16 protein-coding genes are annotated in these 17,938 nt (G+C 72.6%); 12 read left to right on the top strand and 4 right to left on the bottom strand.

Annotated features, from left to right (window positions below):
• Positions 1 to 12: 12 nt before the first annotated feature.
• Positions 13 to 561 carry a GNAT family N-acetyltransferase gene (locus tag IPQ09_17140; GenBank protein ID MBL0195912.1) on the bottom strand — a complete coding sequence of 183 codons (549 nt, stop codon included), beginning with the start codon at positions 559 to 561 and terminating at the stop codon, positions 13 to 15.
• Positions 562 to 668: 107 nt separating this feature from the next.
• Here IPQ09_17140 and IPQ09_17135 point away from each other — a divergent pair, with 107 nt between their 5' ends.
• The 4 genes from IPQ09_17135 to IPQ09_17120 all read left to right on the top strand — a co-directional run bounded on the left by IPQ09_17135 (position 669) and on the right by IPQ09_17120 (position 4,519).
• Positions 669 to 2,465 (top strand): glutamine--tRNA ligase/YqeY domain fusion protein, encoded by a 1,797-nt coding sequence (locus IPQ09_17135; protein MBL0195911.1) that lies wholly within the window; start codon positions 669 to 671, stop codon positions 2,463 to 2,465.
• Positions 2,462 to 3,355 carry a DUF4412 domain-containing protein gene (locus IPQ09_17130; GenBank protein ID MBL0195910.1) on the top strand — a complete coding sequence of 298 codons (894 nt, stop codon included), beginning with the start codon at positions 2,462 to 2,464 and terminating at the stop codon, positions 3,353 to 3,355. The genes IPQ09_17135 and IPQ09_17130 overlap by 4 nt, the downstream gene beginning before the upstream one ends.
• 59 nt (positions 3,356 to 3,414) lie before the next feature.
• Complete coding sequence (locus tag IPQ09_17125) at positions 3,415 to 3,936, top strand: hypothetical protein (GenBank protein ID MBL0195909.1); 522 nt, start codon at positions 3,415 to 3,417, stop codon at positions 3,934 to 3,936.
• 103 nt (positions 3,937 to 4,039) lie between these two features.
• Positions 4,040 to 4,519 carry a nuclear transport factor 2 family protein gene (locus IPQ09_17120; GenBank protein ID MBL0195908.1) on the top strand — a complete coding sequence of 160 codons (480 nt, stop codon included), beginning with the start codon at positions 4,040 to 4,042 and terminating at the stop codon, positions 4,517 to 4,519.
• A gap of 61 nt (positions 4,520 to 4,580) precedes the next feature.
• Here IPQ09_17120 and IPQ09_17115 read toward each other — a convergent pair whose 3' ends face one another.
• Positions 4,581 to 5,201 (bottom strand): hypothetical protein, encoded by a 621-nt coding sequence (locus IPQ09_17115; GenBank protein MBL0195907.1) that lies wholly within the window; start codon positions 5,199 to 5,201, stop codon positions 4,581 to 4,583.
• A gap of 30 nt (positions 5,202 to 5,231) precedes the next feature.
• On the opposite strand from IPQ09_17115, the gene IPQ09_17110 reads away from it, so the two are divergent.
• Both IPQ09_17110 and proC read left to right on the top strand, forming a co-directional pair.
• Positions 5,232 to 6,350, top strand: a complete 1,119-nt coding sequence (locus IPQ09_17110; protein ID MBL0195906.1) for a hypothetical protein — start codon at positions 5,232 to 5,234, stop codon at positions 6,348 to 6,350.
• Positions 6,351 to 6,467: 117 nt separating this feature from the next.
• Positions 6,468 to 7,310, top strand: coding sequence for a pyrroline-5-carboxylate reductase (gene proC / locus IPQ09_17105; GenBank protein ID MBL0195905.1), 843 nt, complete (start codon positions 6,468 to 6,470; stop codon positions 7,308 to 7,310).
• Positions 7,311 to 7,341: 31 nt separating this feature from the next.
• Here proC and IPQ09_17100 read toward each other — a convergent pair whose 3' ends face one another.
• The gene (locus tag IPQ09_17100) at positions 7,342 to 8,382 is read right to left on the bottom strand and encodes a site-2 protease family protein (GenBank protein MBL0195904.1); all 1,041 of its coding nucleotides are present in this window, start codon (positions 8,380 to 8,382) and stop codon (positions 7,342 to 7,344) included.
• A gap of 39 nt (positions 8,383 to 8,421) precedes the next feature.
• On the opposite strand from IPQ09_17100, the gene IPQ09_17095 reads away from it, so the two are divergent.
• The 6 genes from IPQ09_17095 to IPQ09_17070 all read left to right on the top strand — a co-directional run bounded on the left by IPQ09_17095 (position 8,422) and on the right by IPQ09_17070 (position 16,577).
• Complete coding sequence (locus tag IPQ09_17095) at positions 8,422 to 10,656, top strand: TonB-dependent receptor (GenBank protein MBL0195903.1); 2,235 nt, start codon at positions 8,422 to 8,424, stop codon at positions 10,654 to 10,656.
• A complete protein-coding gene (locus IPQ09_17090) occupies positions 10,653 to 11,765 on the top strand; it encodes a hypothetical protein (protein MBL0195902.1) in 1,113 nt (370 codons plus the stop codon). The genes IPQ09_17095 and IPQ09_17090 overlap by 4 nt, the downstream gene beginning before the upstream one ends.
• A gap of 176 nt (positions 11,766 to 11,941) precedes the next feature.
• Positions 11,942 to 13,519 carry a serine/threonine protein kinase gene (locus IPQ09_17085; GenBank protein ID MBL0195901.1) on the top strand — a complete coding sequence of 526 codons (1,578 nt, stop codon included), beginning with the start codon at positions 11,942 to 11,944 and terminating at the stop codon, positions 13,517 to 13,519.
• A gap of 213 nt (positions 13,520 to 13,732) precedes the next feature.
• On the top strand, positions 13,733 to 14,644 hold the full coding sequence (locus IPQ09_17080) for a hypothetical protein (GenBank protein ID MBL0195900.1): 912 nt from the start codon (positions 13,733 to 13,735) through the stop codon (positions 14,642 to 14,644).
• Positions 14,645 to 14,737: 93 nt separating this feature from the next.
• Positions 14,738 to 15,550: a type III pantothenate kinase gene (locus tag IPQ09_17075; GenBank protein MBL0195899.1), complete on the top strand. Its 813-nt coding sequence runs from the start codon at positions 14,738 to 14,740 to the stop codon at positions 15,548 to 15,550.
• A 13-nt stretch (positions 15,551 to 15,563) separates the two neighbouring features.
• Positions 15,564 to 16,577: an iron ABC transporter permease gene (locus IPQ09_17070; GenBank protein MBL0195898.1), complete on the top strand. Its 1,014-nt coding sequence runs from the start codon at positions 15,564 to 15,566 to the stop codon at positions 16,575 to 16,577.
• A gap of 64 nt (positions 16,578 to 16,641) precedes the next feature.
• Here the strand turns inward: IPQ09_17070 and IPQ09_17065 are convergent, their stop codons facing one another.
• Positions 16,642 to 17,901, bottom strand: a complete 1,260-nt coding sequence (locus IPQ09_17065; protein MBL0195897.1) for a methyltransferase — start codon at positions 17,899 to 17,901, stop codon at positions 16,642 to 16,644.
• Positions 17,902 to 17,938 lie beyond the last annotated feature (37 nt).

The following is a 17,938-nucleotide window of genomic DNA, read 5'->3' as shown; positions in this document are numbered from 1 at the left end:
CGGGCCGTCGGCTCAGGCGCCGTGCGCGCTGCGCGCGAGCGAGTACCGGCCCGTCGGCTGGTCGTAGAGGTCGACCTCGCCCTCGTATTGCATTCCGAGGTGCTCGCTCACCCGCACCGACGCGGTGTTGCGTGCGTCGATGTGGGCAACCACCCGGGGTATCGCGTGCCGCTCGAACGCGAACGAAGCGGCGGCCCGCGCCGCCTCGCTGGCGATGCCTTGGCCCCAGCGGCTCCGCACGACCGTCCAGCCGAGCTCTATCCACTCGGAGGGCGTCTCACGGACGAACGCGCCGACGGTGCCCACGAGCTCGCCCGTCGCGACCTCCTCGACCGCCCACCAGCCGGTGCCCGTCAGGGTCCAGAGCCCCACGCCGATCGCGAGTAGGCGCCACGCGCCGCGCCGATCGACCACGCCGCCGACGAACTGCGCCGACTCGGGATCGCCGAAGCTCGCGGCGAGCACGTCGAGGTCGCCTTTCCGAAAGCCTCGTAGCAGCAGGCGCGGGGTGGCCACCCGCGGGACGAGGAGGGCGACGAGGTCGTCGGAGGGGGCGAGCATCGCATCGGCATAGCGTCGGCCCGCGAGGTGGGCAACCGCCACGAGGGCGACGGCGACGGTCGGTGCGGAGCGGCGGTGCCCACACTTTCGCGCTATGTTCCCGCGCCATGTCCGAGCCCCTTCCCCCCGAGGCCACGCCGAGCCTGCCCAGCCTGCCCAGCCTGCCCAGCCCGCCCAGCGCGGCGAGCGCGCAGGCTGACCGCCCGAGCGACAACCCTGGAAACTTCATCCACGAGCTCGTCCAGGCCGACGTCGCCGCGGGCAAGCACCAGGGCCGCGTCCTCACGCGCTTCCCCCCCGAGCCGAACGGTTATCTCCACGTCGGCCACGCGAAGTCGATCTGCCTGAACTTCGGGCTCGCGGAGTCGTTCCGCGGCACGTGCAACATGCGCTTCGACGACACGAACCCCGAGGCCGAGGACGTGGAGTACGTCGAGTCGATCCTCGCCGACGTGAAGTGGCTCGGCTTCTCGTGGGAAGGCGAGCCCAAGTACGCCTCCGACTACTTCGAACAGCTCTACGGCTTCGCCGTGAAGATGATCGAGGCCGGGACGGCGTACGTCGACAGCCGCTCCCTCGAGGAGATCCGAGAGACCCGGGGCGACTTCCACAAGGTGGGCGTCGATAGCCCCTTTCGGGCGCGCTCGGTCGCCGAGAACAAGGACCTCTTCGCGCGCATGCGCGCGGGCGAGTTCGCCGACGGCGCCCACGTGCTGCGCGCCAAGGGCGACATGGCCTCCCCCGACGTGAAGATGCGCGATCCGGTGATGTACCGCATTCGCCGCGCTCACCATCACCGCACGAAAGATGTATGGTGCATCTATCCCATGTACGACTGGGCGCACGGGCAGTCGGACTACCTCGAGGGCATCACGCACTCGGTGTGCACGCTCGAGTTCATCAACCACCGGCCGCTCTACCACTGGTTCCTCGACCAAGTGGGCGCCGGCGACGAGCGTCCGCAGCAGCTCGAGTTCGCTCGCCTGAACCTCACTTACACGGTGCTGTCGAAGCGCAAGCTCCAGGAGCTCGTCGCGAAGAACGTCGTGAGGGGGTGGGACGATCCGCGCATGCCAACGCTCGCGGGGATGCGCCGCCGTGGGGTCACGCCCGAGGCGCTCCGCGCGCTCTGCGATCGCGTGGGGGTGGCCAAGAGCGACTCGCTCGTCGACGTGGCGCTCTTCGAGCACGCGCTCCGCGAGGACCTGAACGCGCGCTCGCGTAGGGTGATGGCCGTGCTGCGGCCGCTCAAGATCACGCTCGTGAACTTCCCCGAAGGGGAGACCCTCACGTTCGACGCGCCGTTCAACCCGGACGATCCCGACGGCCCCCGCCGCCCGCTGCCGCTCACGCGCGAGCTCTTCATCGAGCGCGACGACTTCATGGAGACCCCGCCGAAGAAGTTCTTTCGCCTCTCCCCCGGCACCGAGGTGCGCCTCCGCTACGCGTGCATCATCAAGTGTGTAGGCGTGAAGAAGGACGCGAACGGCGAGGTCGTCGAGGTGCTCTGCGAGTGGGATCCGGAGTCGAAGGGCGGCACTCCGGCCGACGGCCGAAAGGTGAAGAGCACGCTCCACTGGGTGAGCGCCGCGCACGCGCTCACGGCCGAGGTGCGCCTCTACGATCGATTGTTTTCGGTGGAAAACCCGCTCGGCGACAAGGACAAGTCGTTCCTCGACCACGTGAACCCAGCGTCGCTCGAGGTGGTCGCCGATGCCAAGCTCGAGCCCTCGCTCGCCGAGCGGGACGCCGGCGATCGTGTGCAGTTCGAGCGCGTCGGGTATTTCTGCAAAGACCCAGACTCCAAAGCAGGAGCGCCCGTGTACAATCGCACGATTGGGCTGAAGGACTCGTGGGCGAAGGTCGCCGGTCCCGCGCCCGGCGCGAAGGGCGGTGGCCAATGAGGGCCGCGCGCCTCGCGCGCTTCGCCGCGCTGCTCGGCCTCGCGCTCGTCGTGCAGGCGGCGGGGTGCAAGAAGAAGACCGATACTCCGTCTCCCCTCAGCGGGGTGTTCGAAGGGACGCTCAGCGTGCGCTTCGACTCCAAGTCCGGAGAGCCGCCGCTCGACCTCGACATCACGCTGAAGAGGGACAACGTGCGCGTCGAGCTGCCGAGCTCGCTCACCGCGGGCGCGCTCGGCGGCGGCAAGGCGTGGGGGGTGTTCCGCGCGGGCGAGAAGAGAGGGTTCGTCGCGATCGCGGCGACGAAGCAGGCGTACGTGCTCGACCTCGAGGCGGCGGGCGACGACCTCAAGAAGGCGGTCCCGGCCGCCCGCGGGGGGCTCCCCGGGCTGCCCCGCACCCCGCGGGGAGCGTCGAACGTGAAGCGCACGGGCCAGAAGAGCACCGTCGCGGGCGTGCCCTGCGAGGACTGGGAGCTGCACCACGACGGTGAGCGCGCGCTCGTGTGCGTGGCCGACGAGAGCGCGTCGTGGCTCAAGCTGCCCTCGAAGGCCCTCCCTGACGACATCGCGTTCGCGTCCGAGCTGCTCGACGGCAAGCACTTCCCGCTGCGCGTGATTGCCTACGAGGGCACGCGAGAGGCGAGCCGCATCGAGGTCACTAAGCTCCTGCAGCGCGCGGTCCCCGACACCGATTTCCAAGTGCCCGCGGGGTTCACCTCGATCGACGTCCAGCAGATGCTCAAGGTCGGCGCCCCCGGGGGCCCGGCGGCGATGCCGGGGCTCTTGCCGCCCGGGCTCACGGGCCTCGAGGACATGCCCATCCCCGGGAGCCCTGGAATGCCGTTGAACTTCCCGGCGCAGCCCGCCCCGCTGCCCACACAAAAGAAGTAGCCCACGCCGCGGCGCGCGGCGCTCTCGTGTGCACGCCGCCGCCGCGGTAGGCTCCGCGGATGTGCTCGAACCTCGCACGGCGTGTGTCGGCGGTCTCGCTCGGGGTCGTGCTCCTTGCGTCACGGCCTGCGCGGGCCGACGAGTGGTACGGGTACCAGACCATGGCCGCGGACGGGGTCGCGACGTCCCTCCTCGTGGGGGCCGCCCTTGGGGACAGCGCAGGTGTCTCGAAGCCGCTCTTCGTCGCCTCGGCGGCCACGTACGTCCTCGCCTCCCCGGTCATCCACGCAGCGAACGGGCGCGGGGGACCGGCGGTCGGCGCGCTGGGCCTCCGCGTGTTCGCGCCCGTCTCGCTCGGTCTCCTCGGGATCGCCGCGGGCGCGGGGTTCGGCGACAGACGAAATTGGGGGACCCCCCTCATCGGCGGGCTCGTGGGGTTCGGCGTGGGGGTGCTCGCCGCGATGGTGATCGACGCGGCCGCGATCGCGCGGAAGGAGAGCCCCTCACTCACGACGCCGCAGGGGGCCGGCGCGCTCGCCGTGGGCAGGGAGGCTGGCTTCAGCTTCGGGGGGCGCTTCTGACCCTGACCACCTGACCGGGTGGTGCCGGTCGCGGAGCGCGGGCGCTCCCGCGCGCGACTCGGGTCTTGCCACGCGCCTCGAACGCGGGTCAGCTGTCGCGACGATGCACCCCAACGCCGCGCTGCTCCACCGCTTCTACGAGGGTTTCCAGCGTCGCGACGCCGAGGCGATGGCCGCGTGCTACGCCCCCGAGGTGGTCTTCACCGACCCCGCGTTTGGCGAGCTGCGTGGGGCGCGTGCGGGGAACATGTGGCGGATGCTCACGGGCCGCGCCGCCGATCTCGTCGTCACGTTCCGGGACGTCGAGGCCGACGAGCGCGCGGGCCGCGCCCACTGGGAGGCGACCTACACGTTCTCCGCGACGGGCCGGAAGGTCCACAACGTGATCGACGCGACCTTCGCCTTCGAGGGCGGGCTCGTCGCGCGCCACGCCGACGTCTTCGACTTCTGGCGGTGGTCACGCATGGCGCTCGGCCCGGCGGGGCTCCTCTTGGGTTGGACGCCGATCCTCTCGAACAAGGTCCGGGCTCAGGCGAACCGCGGCCTCGACGCGTTCGAGCGCGGGCTACGCGAGCAGGCCTGACAGCTCGCCCTCCACCCGCCGCAGCGCCGCGCGCGGGCTCCGGGGCCCGTCGCCGAGTCGCTCAGCAACCGCAGAGCAGCTCGCAGCTCCCCACGCCCGCCCGGGCGCAGTCGGCCATGCACTGCGCGTCGCAGCCGCGCGTGTTCGTGCCCGACGAAGCGCTCGGCTTCGGCGCCTTCGTGCCCGAGATGCACCGTCCCTCGTTCACCTGCCCGCACACGATGATGCGGTTCTGGTTCTCGAGCAGCGCCTTCGCCTGGGTGCACGTGTTGGGTGTGCCGATGGGGCACAGCACGTCCTGGCAGGCGCACTGAAGGTCGAACGTGGAGCCGTTCGCGCGGAAGCCGCAGCCTGGGTAAATGGCCTGATCCACGAGCAGCCCCGGGCACACGCTGACGCCCGCGCACAACAGGGCGCCGGTCTCGCGCTCGACGCCGCACCCAAGCCCCTTGACGCTGGCGCTCGCCGCGCCGCTGCCGCCGTCGCCGGCCGCACCCGACCCGCTGCCCGTGCCGACAGAGGTGTTCCCGACACGCGGCGAGCGCGGCGAGCGCGGCGAGCCTGCAACATCTTGAAAGTATGAAAAAATACGGCGCAGCCGAGGCGAAGGTGTGCGGTCGAGGCGCGCGCGCGAGCATGCGCCAACCCTAGCGGAAGGATCCGTGAAAAGGCCAACTTCCACGCGCCGACCTTCACGGCTAGCCTGCCAGTCATGACGACGGACGCCTACGCCCCGGTGCTTGACGAAAAGACCGCCGCGCTCTCGCGGCTCGTGAGCGTGGTCGCGGAGGACGGGCTCTTCGCTCTCGCCGGCGGCGGCGGTGTGGCGTCGCTCGAGGCGCTCGCCAAGCGCCGCGGCGAGGCGTACGCCACCGTGCTCGCGGGGCACCCGATCCACGCCATGACCAACTCGTTCGACGTGTGGCTCCTCACCCTCACGCGGGCGATGGCGCCGGTCGCGCCGCCAGCCAACCTGCCCATGGCGGCGCTCGTGCGTGACGGGCTTACCCTCGAGTCCGGGGCTCGGGGGCTCCGCTCGCTCTTCTCGTCGAAGCCGAGCGACAAGGACGTGCAGCGCGTGAAGCGCCTGGGCACCCTCGCGGTCCGCGCCCTCCGCGCAGTGCTCGTCGCCGACGGTCCGCTCGACCCCGAGGAGGTCCGCACGGTCGCCGCGTTCCTCGGGTCGCTCGGCCTCCCCGAGGGCGAGACCAACCCGCTCTACACCGAGGCCCCCATCCCCATCGCGCAGCTGGATCTCTACGGCGAGCTCGAGAAAGACTTTGGCGAGTCGCTCGTGCTCGGCGCGTGGCTCGCCGCCGCGTGGGACGAGCTCGACCCCCGCGAGGAGACCGTGGTCCGCACCCTGGCGGGGAAGCTCTCCCTCCGCGTGGAGATCGTGGAGGAGCTGCGAAACCGAGCGATCGCGCAGATCGACGCGCGCCGGCTGCTCGGCCTCGCGACCACCGACGGCCTCCGCTACCTGCTCTCCGATCGCGTGGCGACGCACGGGAAGGAGCTCATCCTTCGCACCGCCGAGCTGCTCCTCCCGCGCCGCTTCCGCGACGAAGCCACGGGGCCCGTTCACCACAAGGTGGCCGCCACCCTGGGGCGCCGCTACACCGCCCTCTCGTCCGACGAGAAGCAGACCGCGCTCGGCGTGCTGTGGGCGGCCGCCATGTGGGAGGATCCGAGCCAGTCGCGGCGGGCGCTCCTCCGCGCGCGCCACGACAAGATCGCGAACGATCTCGGCGACGACGGCGCGCGCGCCCGGAGCGCCATCGAGTCGTGGCTCGCCGACACGCTGGCCCCCGCGGCCTTCCCGATGGGGTGAGCGGGCCGCGAGCCCCCGCGCCGCCCCGCGCCACGCCACAGCAAGATCCGCGCGACGGCGCGACCCCGCGCGACGGCGCGCGAACTCAGCGCGAACCCCGCGCGACTGGAGCCAGGCATGCGTGAAAATAAGGTGGGTTTCATCGGCGGCGGCAACATGGCCGAGGCGCTCGTGCGAGGGCTGTTGCATTCGAAAGTAAAGGTGCCTGACGACATCTGGGTGAGCGACGTGAAGCCCGAGCGGCTCGCGCACCTCGAGGCCGATCACGGGGTGCACACCACCGTCGACAACCACGCCCTCGTGCGCGCCTGCGGCGTCGTCGTGGTGTCCGTGAAGCCTCAGGTCGTCGACAAGGTGCTCGCCGCGATCGCGCCCGACGTCGGGCCCGAGACCCTCATCGTCTCCGTCGCGGCCGGCGTGCCGATCGCCGCGATCGAGGCGCGTCTCCCCGGCGCGCGCGTCGTGCGCACCATGCCGAACACTCCCGCCACGGCGCTCGCGGGCGCCACCGCGGTCGCCGCGGGCACGCTCTCCACGGACGACGACGTGGCCACCGCCCGCGCGCTGTTCGAGGCGGTCGGCCGGGTGGTGGTGCTCGACGAGGCCCAGCTCGACGCGGTGACGGGGCTCTCGGGCAGCGGCCCGGCCTACGTGATGCTCATCATCGAGGCCCTCGCCGACGGCGGCGTGAAGGTGGGGCTCCACCGCGACACCGCGCTGCTCCTCGCCGCGCAGACCGTGTACGGCTCGGCCAAGCTGCTGCTCGAGACCGGCGAGCACCCGGGCCGCCTGAAGGACATGGTCACGAGCCCGGGCGGCACGGCGATCGCCGGGCTCCACACGCTCGAGTCCGGCGCCCTCCGCAAGACCCTCATCGACGCGGTCGAGACCGCCACGGCGCGGGCCGCCCAGCTCGGTGAGCAGATGTCGCGCAAGATGGGCGTGCCGCCCCGCGAGTAGGGCGCGCGGAGCAAGCTAGGGCCAGCGCCGCCTACTTCTTCACGAAGATGTCGCTGTAGGTCGCGAACAAGAACAGCATGAAGAACATGACGAGGCCCACGACGTGGACCTTGGCCTCCATCTTCGCGTCGGCCTTGCGGCGCGAGATGCCCTCGTAGGCGAGGAAGATCATCCGGCCCCCGTCGAGCGCGGGGAAGGGCAGCAGGTTGAACGCGCCGATGTAGGCGGAGAGCGCGCCGAACTGCCGCAGGCCCTCGTCGATGCTCTCGCGCACCGTGGCGCTCATGTCCTTCACGATGCCCACCACGCTGCTCACCTGCGGCTTCTCCTTGAAGGTGAGCATGCGCGCCATCCCCTGGACGAAGCCGACCACCACCTTCGGCGGGCCCTTCACGCTGAGGACCGCGGCCTCACCGACCGAGACCGGCACGACGCGTGTCTCCGGGCCAACCATGATCTTCCCCGGGTTCTCGCCGTCCTTGTTGGGCGTCGGGCGCATGTGGAGGCGGGCGCCCGCGCGCTCGATCTCGACGTCGATCTCCTCGCCGGGGTGCGGGCCGATGTGACGGGTGAGGTCCTTCCAGTCTTTGATGAGCTCGCCGTTCACGGCGATGATCTTGTCGCCGTTGCGGATGCCCACCTTCGCCGCGGGGCCGTCCTCGTGGACGCTGACGCGCATGCTCGACTCGTCGATCACGCGCTGGCCTCCGAGCATGTACCCACAAAAGAGAAACACCGAGGCGAACAGGTAGTTGGCGATCGAGCCCGCGGAAATGGTCGCGAAGCGGGCGCGGAGCTTCGCGTTCGCGTAGCTCGTGGCGTCGTCGGGATCGATCTCCTCGTACGGGTTCATGCCCGCGATCTTCACGTAGGCGAGGAATGGGATGAGGCCGATCTGAAAGGTGGTGGGGCTGCCCTTCGGCTTGTGCTTCCACAACGTGGGCCCGAACCCGATCGAGAACTTCTCGACCCGCATGCCGAAGTACCGCGCGACGAAGTAATGTCCGGCCTCGTGCACGACCATCAGGAGGGCGAGCCCGAGTATCGTCAAGATGTACGAGCCGATCCTCATGGGTGCCAGTCTACCCAATCGGCGCTCGAAGCGCGAAAGGTGCCGCCCGGACGTGTCCATGCGCCTGCCCGTGGCCACCTCGGCGGCGCCCCGCGTGTCGCGCCCGCGTTGGCGCTCGCGCTGACCGCGCGGCTCGCCGTGGCCGCGGAGCCCCTCGAGCCCGCGGCCGACGCGACGTCCGAGCCCGCGTCGGTGCGCGTCCGCGGCGCGCGCCCTGGGGGCTTCGAGTCCCGCGCGACCGAGGGCGACACGCCCCGCGAAGTCACCGACGTCGCGAGCCTGCTCGCTCCGCTGCCCGGCGTGCACGTCCGGCGCTTCGGCGGCGACGACTCGCTCGCGACCCTGTCCGTTCGGGGCTCGAGCTCGTCTCAGGTGGCGATCGTGCTCGGCGGCGTGCCGCTCAGCGGCGGCTCCGACCCCACCCTCGATCTCGGGTCCCTGCCGCTCTGGCCCGGCGTCCAAATGCGTGTATACCGCAGCTTTGCGCCCGCCGCGCTCGGGCCTGGCTCGCTGGGCGGGACCCTCGAGCTGCGCGCGCCGCCCGTCAGCGGCCCACCGCGCACCGAGGTGTGGTCGGCGGTGGGCTCGTTCGGGGCGCTCCGCCTGCGCGTGGGCGACTCACGCACGCTCGGCGACGGGCCCGACGCCCCGCGCGTGACCGCCGCGCTCTCCGCGAACCGCACGGACGGCGACTTCACCTACGTCGACGCGCTCTCGCTCGCGAGCTCCACGCGGGCGGAGCGCACGCGCACCAACGCCGGCGTGGCCGCCGCGAACGGGCTCGTGCAGTGGTCTCTGCCCTTTCGCCTCTCGCCCACCGCGGCGAGGACCGCGCGCCTCACGGTCCTCACGCTGCTCCAGGCGCGTCGCCAAGGCCTCGCAGGCACCATCAAGGCGCCCACCACCACCGAGGCGCTCACCTCGACCCGCGCGCTCGCCTCGGTCGAGCTGGCGGCGCCCGCGTCCGCGGGCTCCACGCTGTTCGCGCGCGGGTGGGGTCGCCACAACCACCTCGCCCTCCGGAGCCGCCCCGACGAGGCGCAGCTCAGCGGCACCCCGCTCTCCACCTCCGACACGATCGTCGCCCTCGGCGGCTCGGCCGGCCTCCGTGGCAGGCCCACACGCGGCGTGTCGGCGGAGGCGCGCCTCGACGGCGCCGGCGAGCGCTTCTCCCCTGGCACCTGGGTGGGCGCGCTCGCGCCAGGCGGCGCGACGCGGGCGAGCGCCGGCCTCGGGGCCGACGTCGAGGGGCGCCCCGCCGAGCGCCTCACGCTCACCGCGAGCGGCCGCGCGGATCTGTGGCACGACGCGGCGGCCGAGGGCGCGGGCGAGGACGCGGCGCGAGGCACGGGCCACCTCGGCGCGCAGGCCGAGCTCGGGGCGCTCACCCTCGCGGCGCACGGAGGTCACCTCGCGCGGGCCCCGGGCTTCGTCGAGCGCTACGGCAACCGGGGCGCGTTCTTGGGCTCGCCTGGGCTGCGCCCCGAGGCCGCCACCACACTCGATCTTGGCGCGTCGCTCGGGGGCCGCTTCCGGGACCTCACCACAAGCCTCGAGGTCGTGGGGTTCTCCACCTGGGCGACCGATCTCATCGTGTTCGTGCCGCAAGGCTTCTACGGGCGGGCCAAGGCCACCAACATCGGCCGGGCGCGGGTGCTCGGCGGGGAGGTCGACGCGCGACTCGAGTACGACCGCCTCCTTTTGCGTGCATCCTACACATGGTTGCGCACCGCGAACGACTCGGCCTGCGACGTCACCGCGCCCTCCACGGCGATGGGGTGCGCCGCGCCGCCGCTGCCCGGGCGACCCGGGCACGATCTCGTGCTCGACGTCGGCCTCCGCGTGGGCGCTGTGAGGCTGCGGTACGGGCTCGACGTGGTGGCCGACCTCGCCGCCGATCTCACCGGCGCGGTGCGCGTGCCGCCGCGCGCGCTGCAGAGCGTCGGCGCGCGGCTGCTCGTGGGCGACGCCACGGGGCGCCCTGGCCTCGATGGGCTCACCCTCGCGCTCGACGTCTCGAACCTCGCCGATCTCCGCACCGCGTCCTACGCCGGCGTGCTCGGCCCGGTGGAGGAGCCCATCGGCGATCTCTACGAGTACCCGCTGCCGGGCCGCGCGTTCTTGCTCTCCGCCCGCTTCACCGCGGGGGCCGGTCGCGAGAGGGCTATTCGCGTGCGCAGTAGTCCCGGTCCCGCCCGCCCGGCTCCTCGCGCGCCGGGCCTCGGAGGTTCTTCCCGTGACCCGCATGTCGCGCTAGCGTCCGACGCCCCATGACGCAACAGACCCCCGAAGGCTCCCTCACCCTCACCGGCGGAGCCGCCATCCTCGCCCCCATCTCCGCGTTCCCGAACGGCGTCCCCTCGAACGCCCTCGTGCTCATCCCGCTCGCCCCGAACGGCCAGCCGGTCGAGAAGAAGATCGTCGACGGCCCGGTCGCCATCACGATGGACGAGGTGTGGAAGCTCCTCGGCTTCAACGGCCCCGCGGTGCAGGTCCAAGACGAGCAGGGCCGCCCCATCGCCATCGGCCGCGACGACCTCCTCGCCGGCCTCGAGAAGCACTGGACCGAGGACGCCGAGGACCTCATGCGCGGTCGTATCTACGCGCAAGAGCTCATGAAATACGCCTTCCACGCGAAGGCCGAGGGCGTGCTCGCGAAGATCGTCGCGAAGAGCATGGACAACGGCGACGACTGGCTCGGCCTCGGCGTCGCGCAGCTCGCGCAGGAGAAGTTCGACAAGGCCGAGCGCACCCTGAAGGGCGCGCAGAACCTCATGAAGGACAACCCCTACCCGTCGCTCCACCTCGCGAAGCTCTTCAAGGCGAAGAAGGACACCGCCGCGGAGCGCGAGGCGGCCGAGCGCGCCATCCAGATCCAGCCCATGGCGGTCGACGCCTGGGCGTACCTCTTCAACTGCGTGCGCGAGAACGAGAGCGAAGACAAGGCGCTCGCCGCGGTCGAGGAGCTCGCCGGCACCCCCGTCAACGCAAAGTCCGCCGCGCCGTACGTGGCGCTCCAGGGCTTCTACGCGGGCGAAGACGCCACGCGCGACAAGGCCATCGGCTACGCCAAGAAGGGCGTCGCGCGCGCACCGCAGGACCCCATCGCGCTGCTCTGCCTCTCGGCCCTCTACGGCCAGGCGAACAAGCTCGACGAGGTGGTCAAGCTGCTCCAGCCGCACGAGGCCTCCATGGTTCAAGACGTGCGCCTCGCGCACAACTACTTCGAGGCCCTCTTCCAGCAGAAGGATCTCGGCAAGGTCACCCAGCTGCTGAACAAGCTCGCCACGTCGCCCAACCGCGAGGTGAAGCAGTTCGCGATCGAGCGCGCGCAGGCCATCAAGCAGATGCTCGCGCAGCAGCAGGCGTCCTTGCCCGACTGAAGCAGCCCCGGAGCGAGCCAGTGGGGTGGGCGTGCCCGCTCCGCAGGAGTCGCGTAGCACTTCTGGAGCAGGCACGACGCCGCCGGCCGGACCTGACGCGAGAGGATTGGGGCCGCCCTCGATCCTTTCGCCTCCGCGATGACGCGCGTCGACCGCCGATCGGCTATGGTCCATGAGTGGCCCCAGGCTCCGAGGACGCCCGCACCGTCGGGCGCTACGCGATGCACGCCCCGCTGGCGTCCGGCGGCATGGCCACCGTGCACCTCGGGCGGCTCCTCGGGGACGTGGGGTTCTCGCGCACCGTAGCCATCAAGCGGCTGCACGCGCAGTACGCGAAGGACCCCGAGTTCGTGGCGATGTTCCTCGACGAAGCGAGGCTCGCGGCGCGCATTCGCCACGCGAACGTCATCCCCACGCTCGACGTCGTGACCGAGGGCGAGGAGGTGTTCCTCGTCATGGAGTACGCGCCGGGCGAGTCGCTCTGGCGGCTCGCGCGGGCCATCAGCGAGCGCCACGCGCGCCTTCCGCTGCGGGTCGTGTCGTCGATCCTGGTGGGCATCCTCCACGGCCTCCACGCGGCGCACGAGGCGCGCGACGAGCGCGGCGCGCCGCTCAACATCGTGCACCGGGACGTGTCGCCGCAGAACGTGCTCGTCGGCACCGACGGTGTCGCGAAGCTGCTCGACTTCGGCGTGGCCAAGGCCGCGGGCCGGGCCCAGTTCACGCGCGAGGGGCAGCTCAAAGGCAAGCTCGGCTACATGCCGCCCGAGCAGCTCCGCGGTGAGCCGGTCACGCGCGCCGCCGACATCTACGCGGTAGGTGTGGTGCTGTGGGAGCTCATCACGGGCGAGCGCCTCTTCCACGGCGACAACGAGGGCATCATCGTGGTGAAGGTGCTCCGCGGCGAGATCGCTTCGCCCTTCGCCGTGCTCCAGCAGAGCGGGCTCCAACTCCGGCCCGACGACGCCCACGCGAACCTCGGCGAGCTCGAGCAGCTCGTCGCGCGAGCCCTCGCGCCGGTGCCCGGGCAGCGCCACGCCACCGCGCGCGAGATGGCCATCGCGCTGGAGCAGGCCGTGCCTCCCGCCCACTCGGCGGAGGTCGCCCAGTGGGTCGAGCTGCTCGCGCACGACGCACTGGCGCGTCGCGCCCAAGCGGTGGAGGCCCTGGAGCGCGCCCCCTCTTCCGGCGTCTCCCCGATGAGCGTGTCGGCGTCGGCGCCCCCGCCGCCCGCGTCGAGCGGTCTGTTCTCGGGGGTCCCCACCACCGGAAGCGATCTCCGCGCGCACCCCTCGAGCCTCTCGGTGGTCACACGCAGCGCGCCCGCGGCGCCCATCACGCGGGACAACCCGGTGCTCGCCGCCCTGGTCGGCGCGGGCGTCGGCTTCTTTCTCGTCGCGCTCGCCGTCATCTGGCGCGGCGTGCACACACACGGGTCCGCCGCCACGGAGGGCCGGACCCCCGCGCCCCTCGTCGAGAAGGGCGCGGGAGCCGCGACCGCGCCTCCCCCAGCGGGCGCGCCCCCGGGCGTGCCCGCGCCGCTCGCGTCGGCCTCGCCGCTCGCGTCGGCCTCGTCCGCCGCGTCCGCCGGGCTCCCTGCGCCCAGCGTGGCCACGGCCCCGAAGGCCGCGCCGCCCGCGGTCGCGAAGCCGGTCCACCACGCCCCCGCGGCGGCGCCACCCAAGCTCGATTGCTCGCCGCCGTACACCACCGACGCCGAGGGGATTCGGCACTTCAAGCCCGGCTGCGTGTAGAGCCTCCTCGGCTCGCGGCCGAACTTGGCCGACGGTCCTCGAGCTCGCCCACGCTGGGAGACCCGCGCACCCCAGCGACGCCGCCTCCCGCGAGAGGGGCCTGGCTGTTGTGCGAAAATAACCTGCAATGTCATGGTTCTGCGATCTTCGTGTGGCATCGATCGCGGATAGCGCTTCCAGTGCGCCGGCCTTCGAGGCCATGCTTCGTGACGCATGCCTCGCCGCGTGAGCGCCTCGCTCGTCCTCGTTGCGCTCGTCGCCTCGCTCACTCACGCTGGGCGCGCGAGGGCGGGCGACAAGGAGCTGTGCCTCCAGGCCTCCGAAGACGGGCAGCGCGCGCGCGTGGCCGGTCGCCTCATCGAGGCGCGCGTGCAGTTCGTCACCTGCGCGCGCCCCGTGTGCCCTCCGATCGTGCGGAACGCCTGCACCGGCTGGCTCGACGAGGTCGAGCGGGCCATGCCCACGATCAGCGTGGGTGTGCAAGACGCGCGCGGGCGCGATCTGCTCGACGCGCGCGTCCTCGTCGACGGCCGCCCGCCGCCCGACCACGACGCGGGGCGCTCGTTTCCCCTCGATCCGGGGTCGCACGTGGTGCGCGCGGAGGTGAACGGGAAGCTCTACGAAGAGCACGTGCTCGTGAAGGAAGGGGAGAAGGCCCGCGCGATCACCGTGCGTGTCCCGCTCGGCGCGGAGCCTACGCCGGAGGTCTCGCCGTCCGCCCTGGCGGCGCCGTCCGCGTCGTCGCCGCCGGGCCGCTCGATCGGGCCGTTCCTGGTGCTCGGCGCGGGCGTGGTGGCCACCGGCGTCGGGCTCGGGGTCTTCTTCGCGGGTGCGGGCGCGTTCCCCGACAACTGCCGCACCGACACCGCGACGAGCGAGCGCGGCGGCACCTGCGCGAAGACCCCCGAGGACCCCACCGGCGCGGCGTCGACCGACGCGGCGGTGAGCGCGGTCAACCAGCGAAACATCGGGCTCGGGATCGTCGCCGGCGGCGGCGCGCTGCTCGTCGGCGGTCTCGTCTGGTGGCTCCTCGACTCGCCCGCGCAGCCGAAGGCGGCCGCGATGCGCGTCTCGCCCGCGCTCGGACCTGCGTTCTCCGGTCTCGCGTGGACCGGCGCCTTCTGAATCACGGCACCGACAGCGCCGCTCGTCGTCGGCTGGTGTCGCTCGCCGAACCTCGACGCGCCGAGGACCGAGCGCGTATAACGGGCGGACCGCATGCTGCTCACCATCGACGTCGGCAACACCAACATCGTCTACGGGCTCTTCGACGGCGAGCGCCTCACCCACCAGTTCCGGGTCGAGAGCAGCCGCGGCCGGACGTCCGACGAGTACGCGGTCGTGCTGCGGCAGCTCCTCGACCTCGCGGGCGTCGACTCGGGGCTGGTCACGGGCGCCATCGTCGCCAGCGTCGTGCCGCCGCTCACCGAGCCCATGGTGGCGCTCGTGCAGCGCGCCTTCGGGCTGGAGGCGCTGGTCGTCGGTCCCAAGCTGCGCTCGGGCATGCCCATCCTCTACGAGAACCCGAGGGAGGTCGGCGCCGACAGAATCGTGAACGCTGTCGCGGCGTTCGAGCGCATCAAGGGCGCGTGTATCGTGGTCGATTTCGGCACCGCCACCACGTTCGACTGCATCTCGCCGAAGGGCGAGTACCTTGGCGGCGTCATCGCGCCAGGCATCCACATCAGCGCCGACGCCCTCTTCGCCCGGGCGGCGAAGCTCCCTCGCGTCGAGATCGCCAAGCCGCCCAGAGTGGTCGGCCGCAACACCGTGCACTCGATGCAGTCGGGCATCGTGTTCGGCTACGTTGGCCTCGTCGATGGCCTCGTGGCCCGGCTCGTCGAGGAGCTCGGCTACCCCTGCCGCACCCTGGCGACCGGCGGCCTCGCGCGCGTCATCGGCCCGCTGTCGTCCCGCATCGAGGAGGTCGACGACGAGCTCACGCTGGTGGGGCTCCGGCTCCTGTACGAGCGCAACACCGAGCGCGCCAGTGAGCGCTCCAGTGAGCGCGCCACCGAAGCCGCGACGTGAGGGCGGGCGTGACGTGACGCCGGGGAGGGGCCGCCCCGCGCGGGCCGTGCTCGTGTGCGCCGGCGCGTGCCTCGTGGCCGTGGGGCTCGGCGTGGCGTTCGGGTCCGAGCCTGTCTCCCTCGTGAAGGCCGCGACCGATCCCGACAGCTTCGACCGCGCCGCCGTGGCCCTCCGCCTGCCGCGGGTGCTGCTCGGCGCTGCCGCGGGCGCGGGCCTCTCGGTGGTGGGCGTGGCGCTGCAGGCCGCGCTCCGAAACCCCCTCGCCGAGCCCTACGTGCTCGGCGTCTCCGGGGGGGCCGCGCTCGGCGCCACGCTGGCGATCGTGCTCGGAATCACGGCCGCCACGGCGCTCGGCGCGTCGGTGCTCCCGCTCTTCGCGCTGGTCGGTGGCCTCGCCGCGATGGCGCTCGTGCACGGCGTCGCGCGGGGCGGCGCGCGAAGTGGCTCGGGCCGAGGCGGCGCCGCCTCCCTCTTGCTCGTGGGCGTCGTCGTGAACGCCTTCGCGTCGGCGCTCATCACCTTCCTCAAGAGCCTCGTCTCGGCGCAGCAGGCGCAGGCGCTGCTCTACTGGCTCGTGGGCTTCCTCGACGCGCCTCGCCCCGGCGCGCTCGCGTTCGTGTGGCTCTACACGCTGCTCGGCGCGGGGGCCATCCTGCGCGACGCGCCGCGCCTCAACCTGCTCGCGCTGGGCGACGAGACCGCCGAGAGCCTCGGGGTCGACGTGACGGCCCTCAGCCGGCGCACGCTCCTCGCGTCGTCGCTCGTGGTCGGTGCGGTGGTGAGCGTCACGGGGCTCATCGGCTTCGTGGGCCTCGTGGTGCCGCACGCGCTCCGCCGCGTCCTCGGGCCCGACGCGCGCACCCTGGTGCCTGCCTCGTTCTTCGCGGGCGCCGCCCTCCTCGTGGTCTGCGATCTCGCGAGCCGCCTCGCCTTCCGCGGCCTCGGCACCGTGCCGCCCGTGGGCGCGGTCACGGCGCTGTTGGGCGGGCCGGCGTTCCTGTTCTTGCTCAGGCGAGAGCGGCTCTAGTTTGTTGAAATTGTTCGAAAAAGCACGAGCTTGCGCAGGTGCCTCGCGACCGCGGCGCGAGCCCTCACGCCTGCGCGAGCACCATGACGTTGCGCGCGCTCACGTCGGCGTGAAAGAGCGTCCCGACCGTCACGGTGTGGCCGTGCCGCTCCAGATGGCAGGCGCGGTCGAGCGCGACGAACACCTCCAGCGGTCGAGCCAGCAGCGCGCGCGGCAGCGCCCAGCGTCGCATCCTCGCGTGGCGCGCCGCGCCGAAGGCCTCGGCCGCGTCGAGCTCGGCGCGGGTGGCGGGAGGGAGCCCCCGCGCCGCGAACGCCCTCCCCGTGAGGGTCGCGAGGTCGCCGCGCGCCGCGCGACGGTTCAGCCCCAAGAGCTCCTCGCCTGCGGGGCAACCACGTTGCTCGAGCAGCCACCCGAGCTCGAGCCGCCTGCGCCGCCCCGCGAGGTTCTCTTCCCGCGTGGCCTCGACGCCCTGATCGCGCGCGCTGAGGTTGCTGAGGCCGAGCAGCCCCTTCGGCAGCTCGCGCACGGCGCTCGGCAGGCTCGGCAGGCTCGGCGGGCTCGGGCAGCTAGGCAGGTCGGGCGCGCCCTCGAGCGTGCGCCTGGTCGACGCGCGCCGCTTCTGCAGGCAGCAGCCTACGAGCGCGACCGAGGCGCCGCGCGCCGCGGCCACCTCGACCACGAGATCTCCAAGCTCGCCGCACGCGTGCAGCCCGAGCGCGAGCGCGCCTCTCCCGATCGGGAGGCCGTCCCGCACGACGTCGCTCAGCGCGAATGACGCGAACGACGATGGAGCGGAGAGCGACGGCAACGCCCGGGCCCGCGCGACGCGGGCGGCGTCGCGCTCGAGCCCGAGCACGGGGACGCCGAGGCGCTCCGACAGGGCCCGCGTGAGGTGCCCGTGGCCCGCGCCCACGTCCACGACGTCGCCAGCTCCACCGCGCGCGCGGGCCTCGACGAGCGGGGCGACCGCGCGCACGAACGCGTCGACCTGCGCGCGCTTCCTCGGGGTCTCTCCGCGCCGAAGCGGGCTGTCGGCTTCGACGCGCGCGCCGGGCGATGCGAGCACGTCGAGCGTCTCCACCTCGCGCGCGGCCGCGGCGAGCGCCACGAGCGACGGGGGCGTGCGCTCTGGCCAGCGCGCAGCGCTGCCGCCGATCTCGAGCGCGTCGAGCTCCACGTCGTCGAGCCCCTCGAGGAACCCGGTCCAGCCGCGTCCCTCGATCGACGGCGGCGCGACGTCCCGCCCCCGCGCCTCGAGCAGATCGCGGCTCTCCGCGAGGAGCGCGGCTACGGCGTGCAGACGGCGTCGGAGCGGGGACATCGCGCGTGGCTCGTGAGGTTGGCTCGCGCGCGCCGCT

The sequence above is a fragment of the Myxococcales bacterium genome (genome assembly GCA_016720545.1).
GTDB lineage: Bacteria > Myxococcota_A > Polyangia > Polyangiales > Polyangiaceae > JAAFHV01.
This window is presented reverse-complemented; position numbering and strand designations above follow the sequence as displayed.

Coding starts and splice junctions, on each gene's coding strand:
- IPQ09_17075 (MBL0195899.1), top strand. CDS start 14,738: ATGCTGCTCACCATCGACGTCGGCAACACCAACATCGTCTACGGGCTC.
- IPQ09_17140 (MBL0195912.1), bottom strand. CDS start 561: ATGCTCGCCCCCTCCGACGACCTCGTCGCCCTCCTCGTCCCGCGGGTG.
- IPQ09_17065 (MBL0195897.1), bottom strand. CDS start 17,901: ATGTCCCCGCTCCGACGCCGTCTGCACGCCGTAGCCGCGCTCCTCGCG.
- proC (MBL0195905.1), top strand. CDS start 6,468: ATGCGTGAAAATAAGGTGGGTTTCATCGGCGGCGGCAACATGGCCGAG.
- IPQ09_17110 (MBL0195906.1), top strand. CDS start 5,232: ATGACGACGGACGCCTACGCCCCGGTGCTTGACGAAAAGACCGCCGCG.
- IPQ09_17090 (MBL0195902.1), top strand. CDS start 10,653: ATGACGCAACAGACCCCCGAAGGCTCCCTCACCCTCACCGGCGGAGCC.
- IPQ09_17080 (MBL0195900.1), top strand. CDS start 13,733: ATGCCTCGCCGCGTGAGCGCCTCGCTCGTCCTCGTTGCGCTCGTCGCC.
- IPQ09_17135 (MBL0195911.1), top strand. CDS start 669: ATGTCCGAGCCCCTTCCCCCCGAGGCCACGCCGAGCCTGCCCAGCCTG.
- IPQ09_17125 (MBL0195909.1), top strand. CDS start 3,415: ATGTGCTCGAACCTCGCACGGCGTGTGTCGGCGGTCTCGCTCGGGGTC.
- IPQ09_17120 (MBL0195908.1), top strand. CDS start 4,040: ATGCACCCCAACGCCGCGCTGCTCCACCGCTTCTACGAGGGTTTCCAG.
- IPQ09_17130 (MBL0195910.1), top strand. CDS start 2,462: ATGAGGGCCGCGCGCCTCGCGCGCTTCGCCGCGCTGCTCGGCCTCGCG.
- IPQ09_17100 (MBL0195904.1), bottom strand. CDS start 8,382: ATGAGGATCGGCTCGTACATCTTGACGATACTCGGGCTCGCCCTCCTG.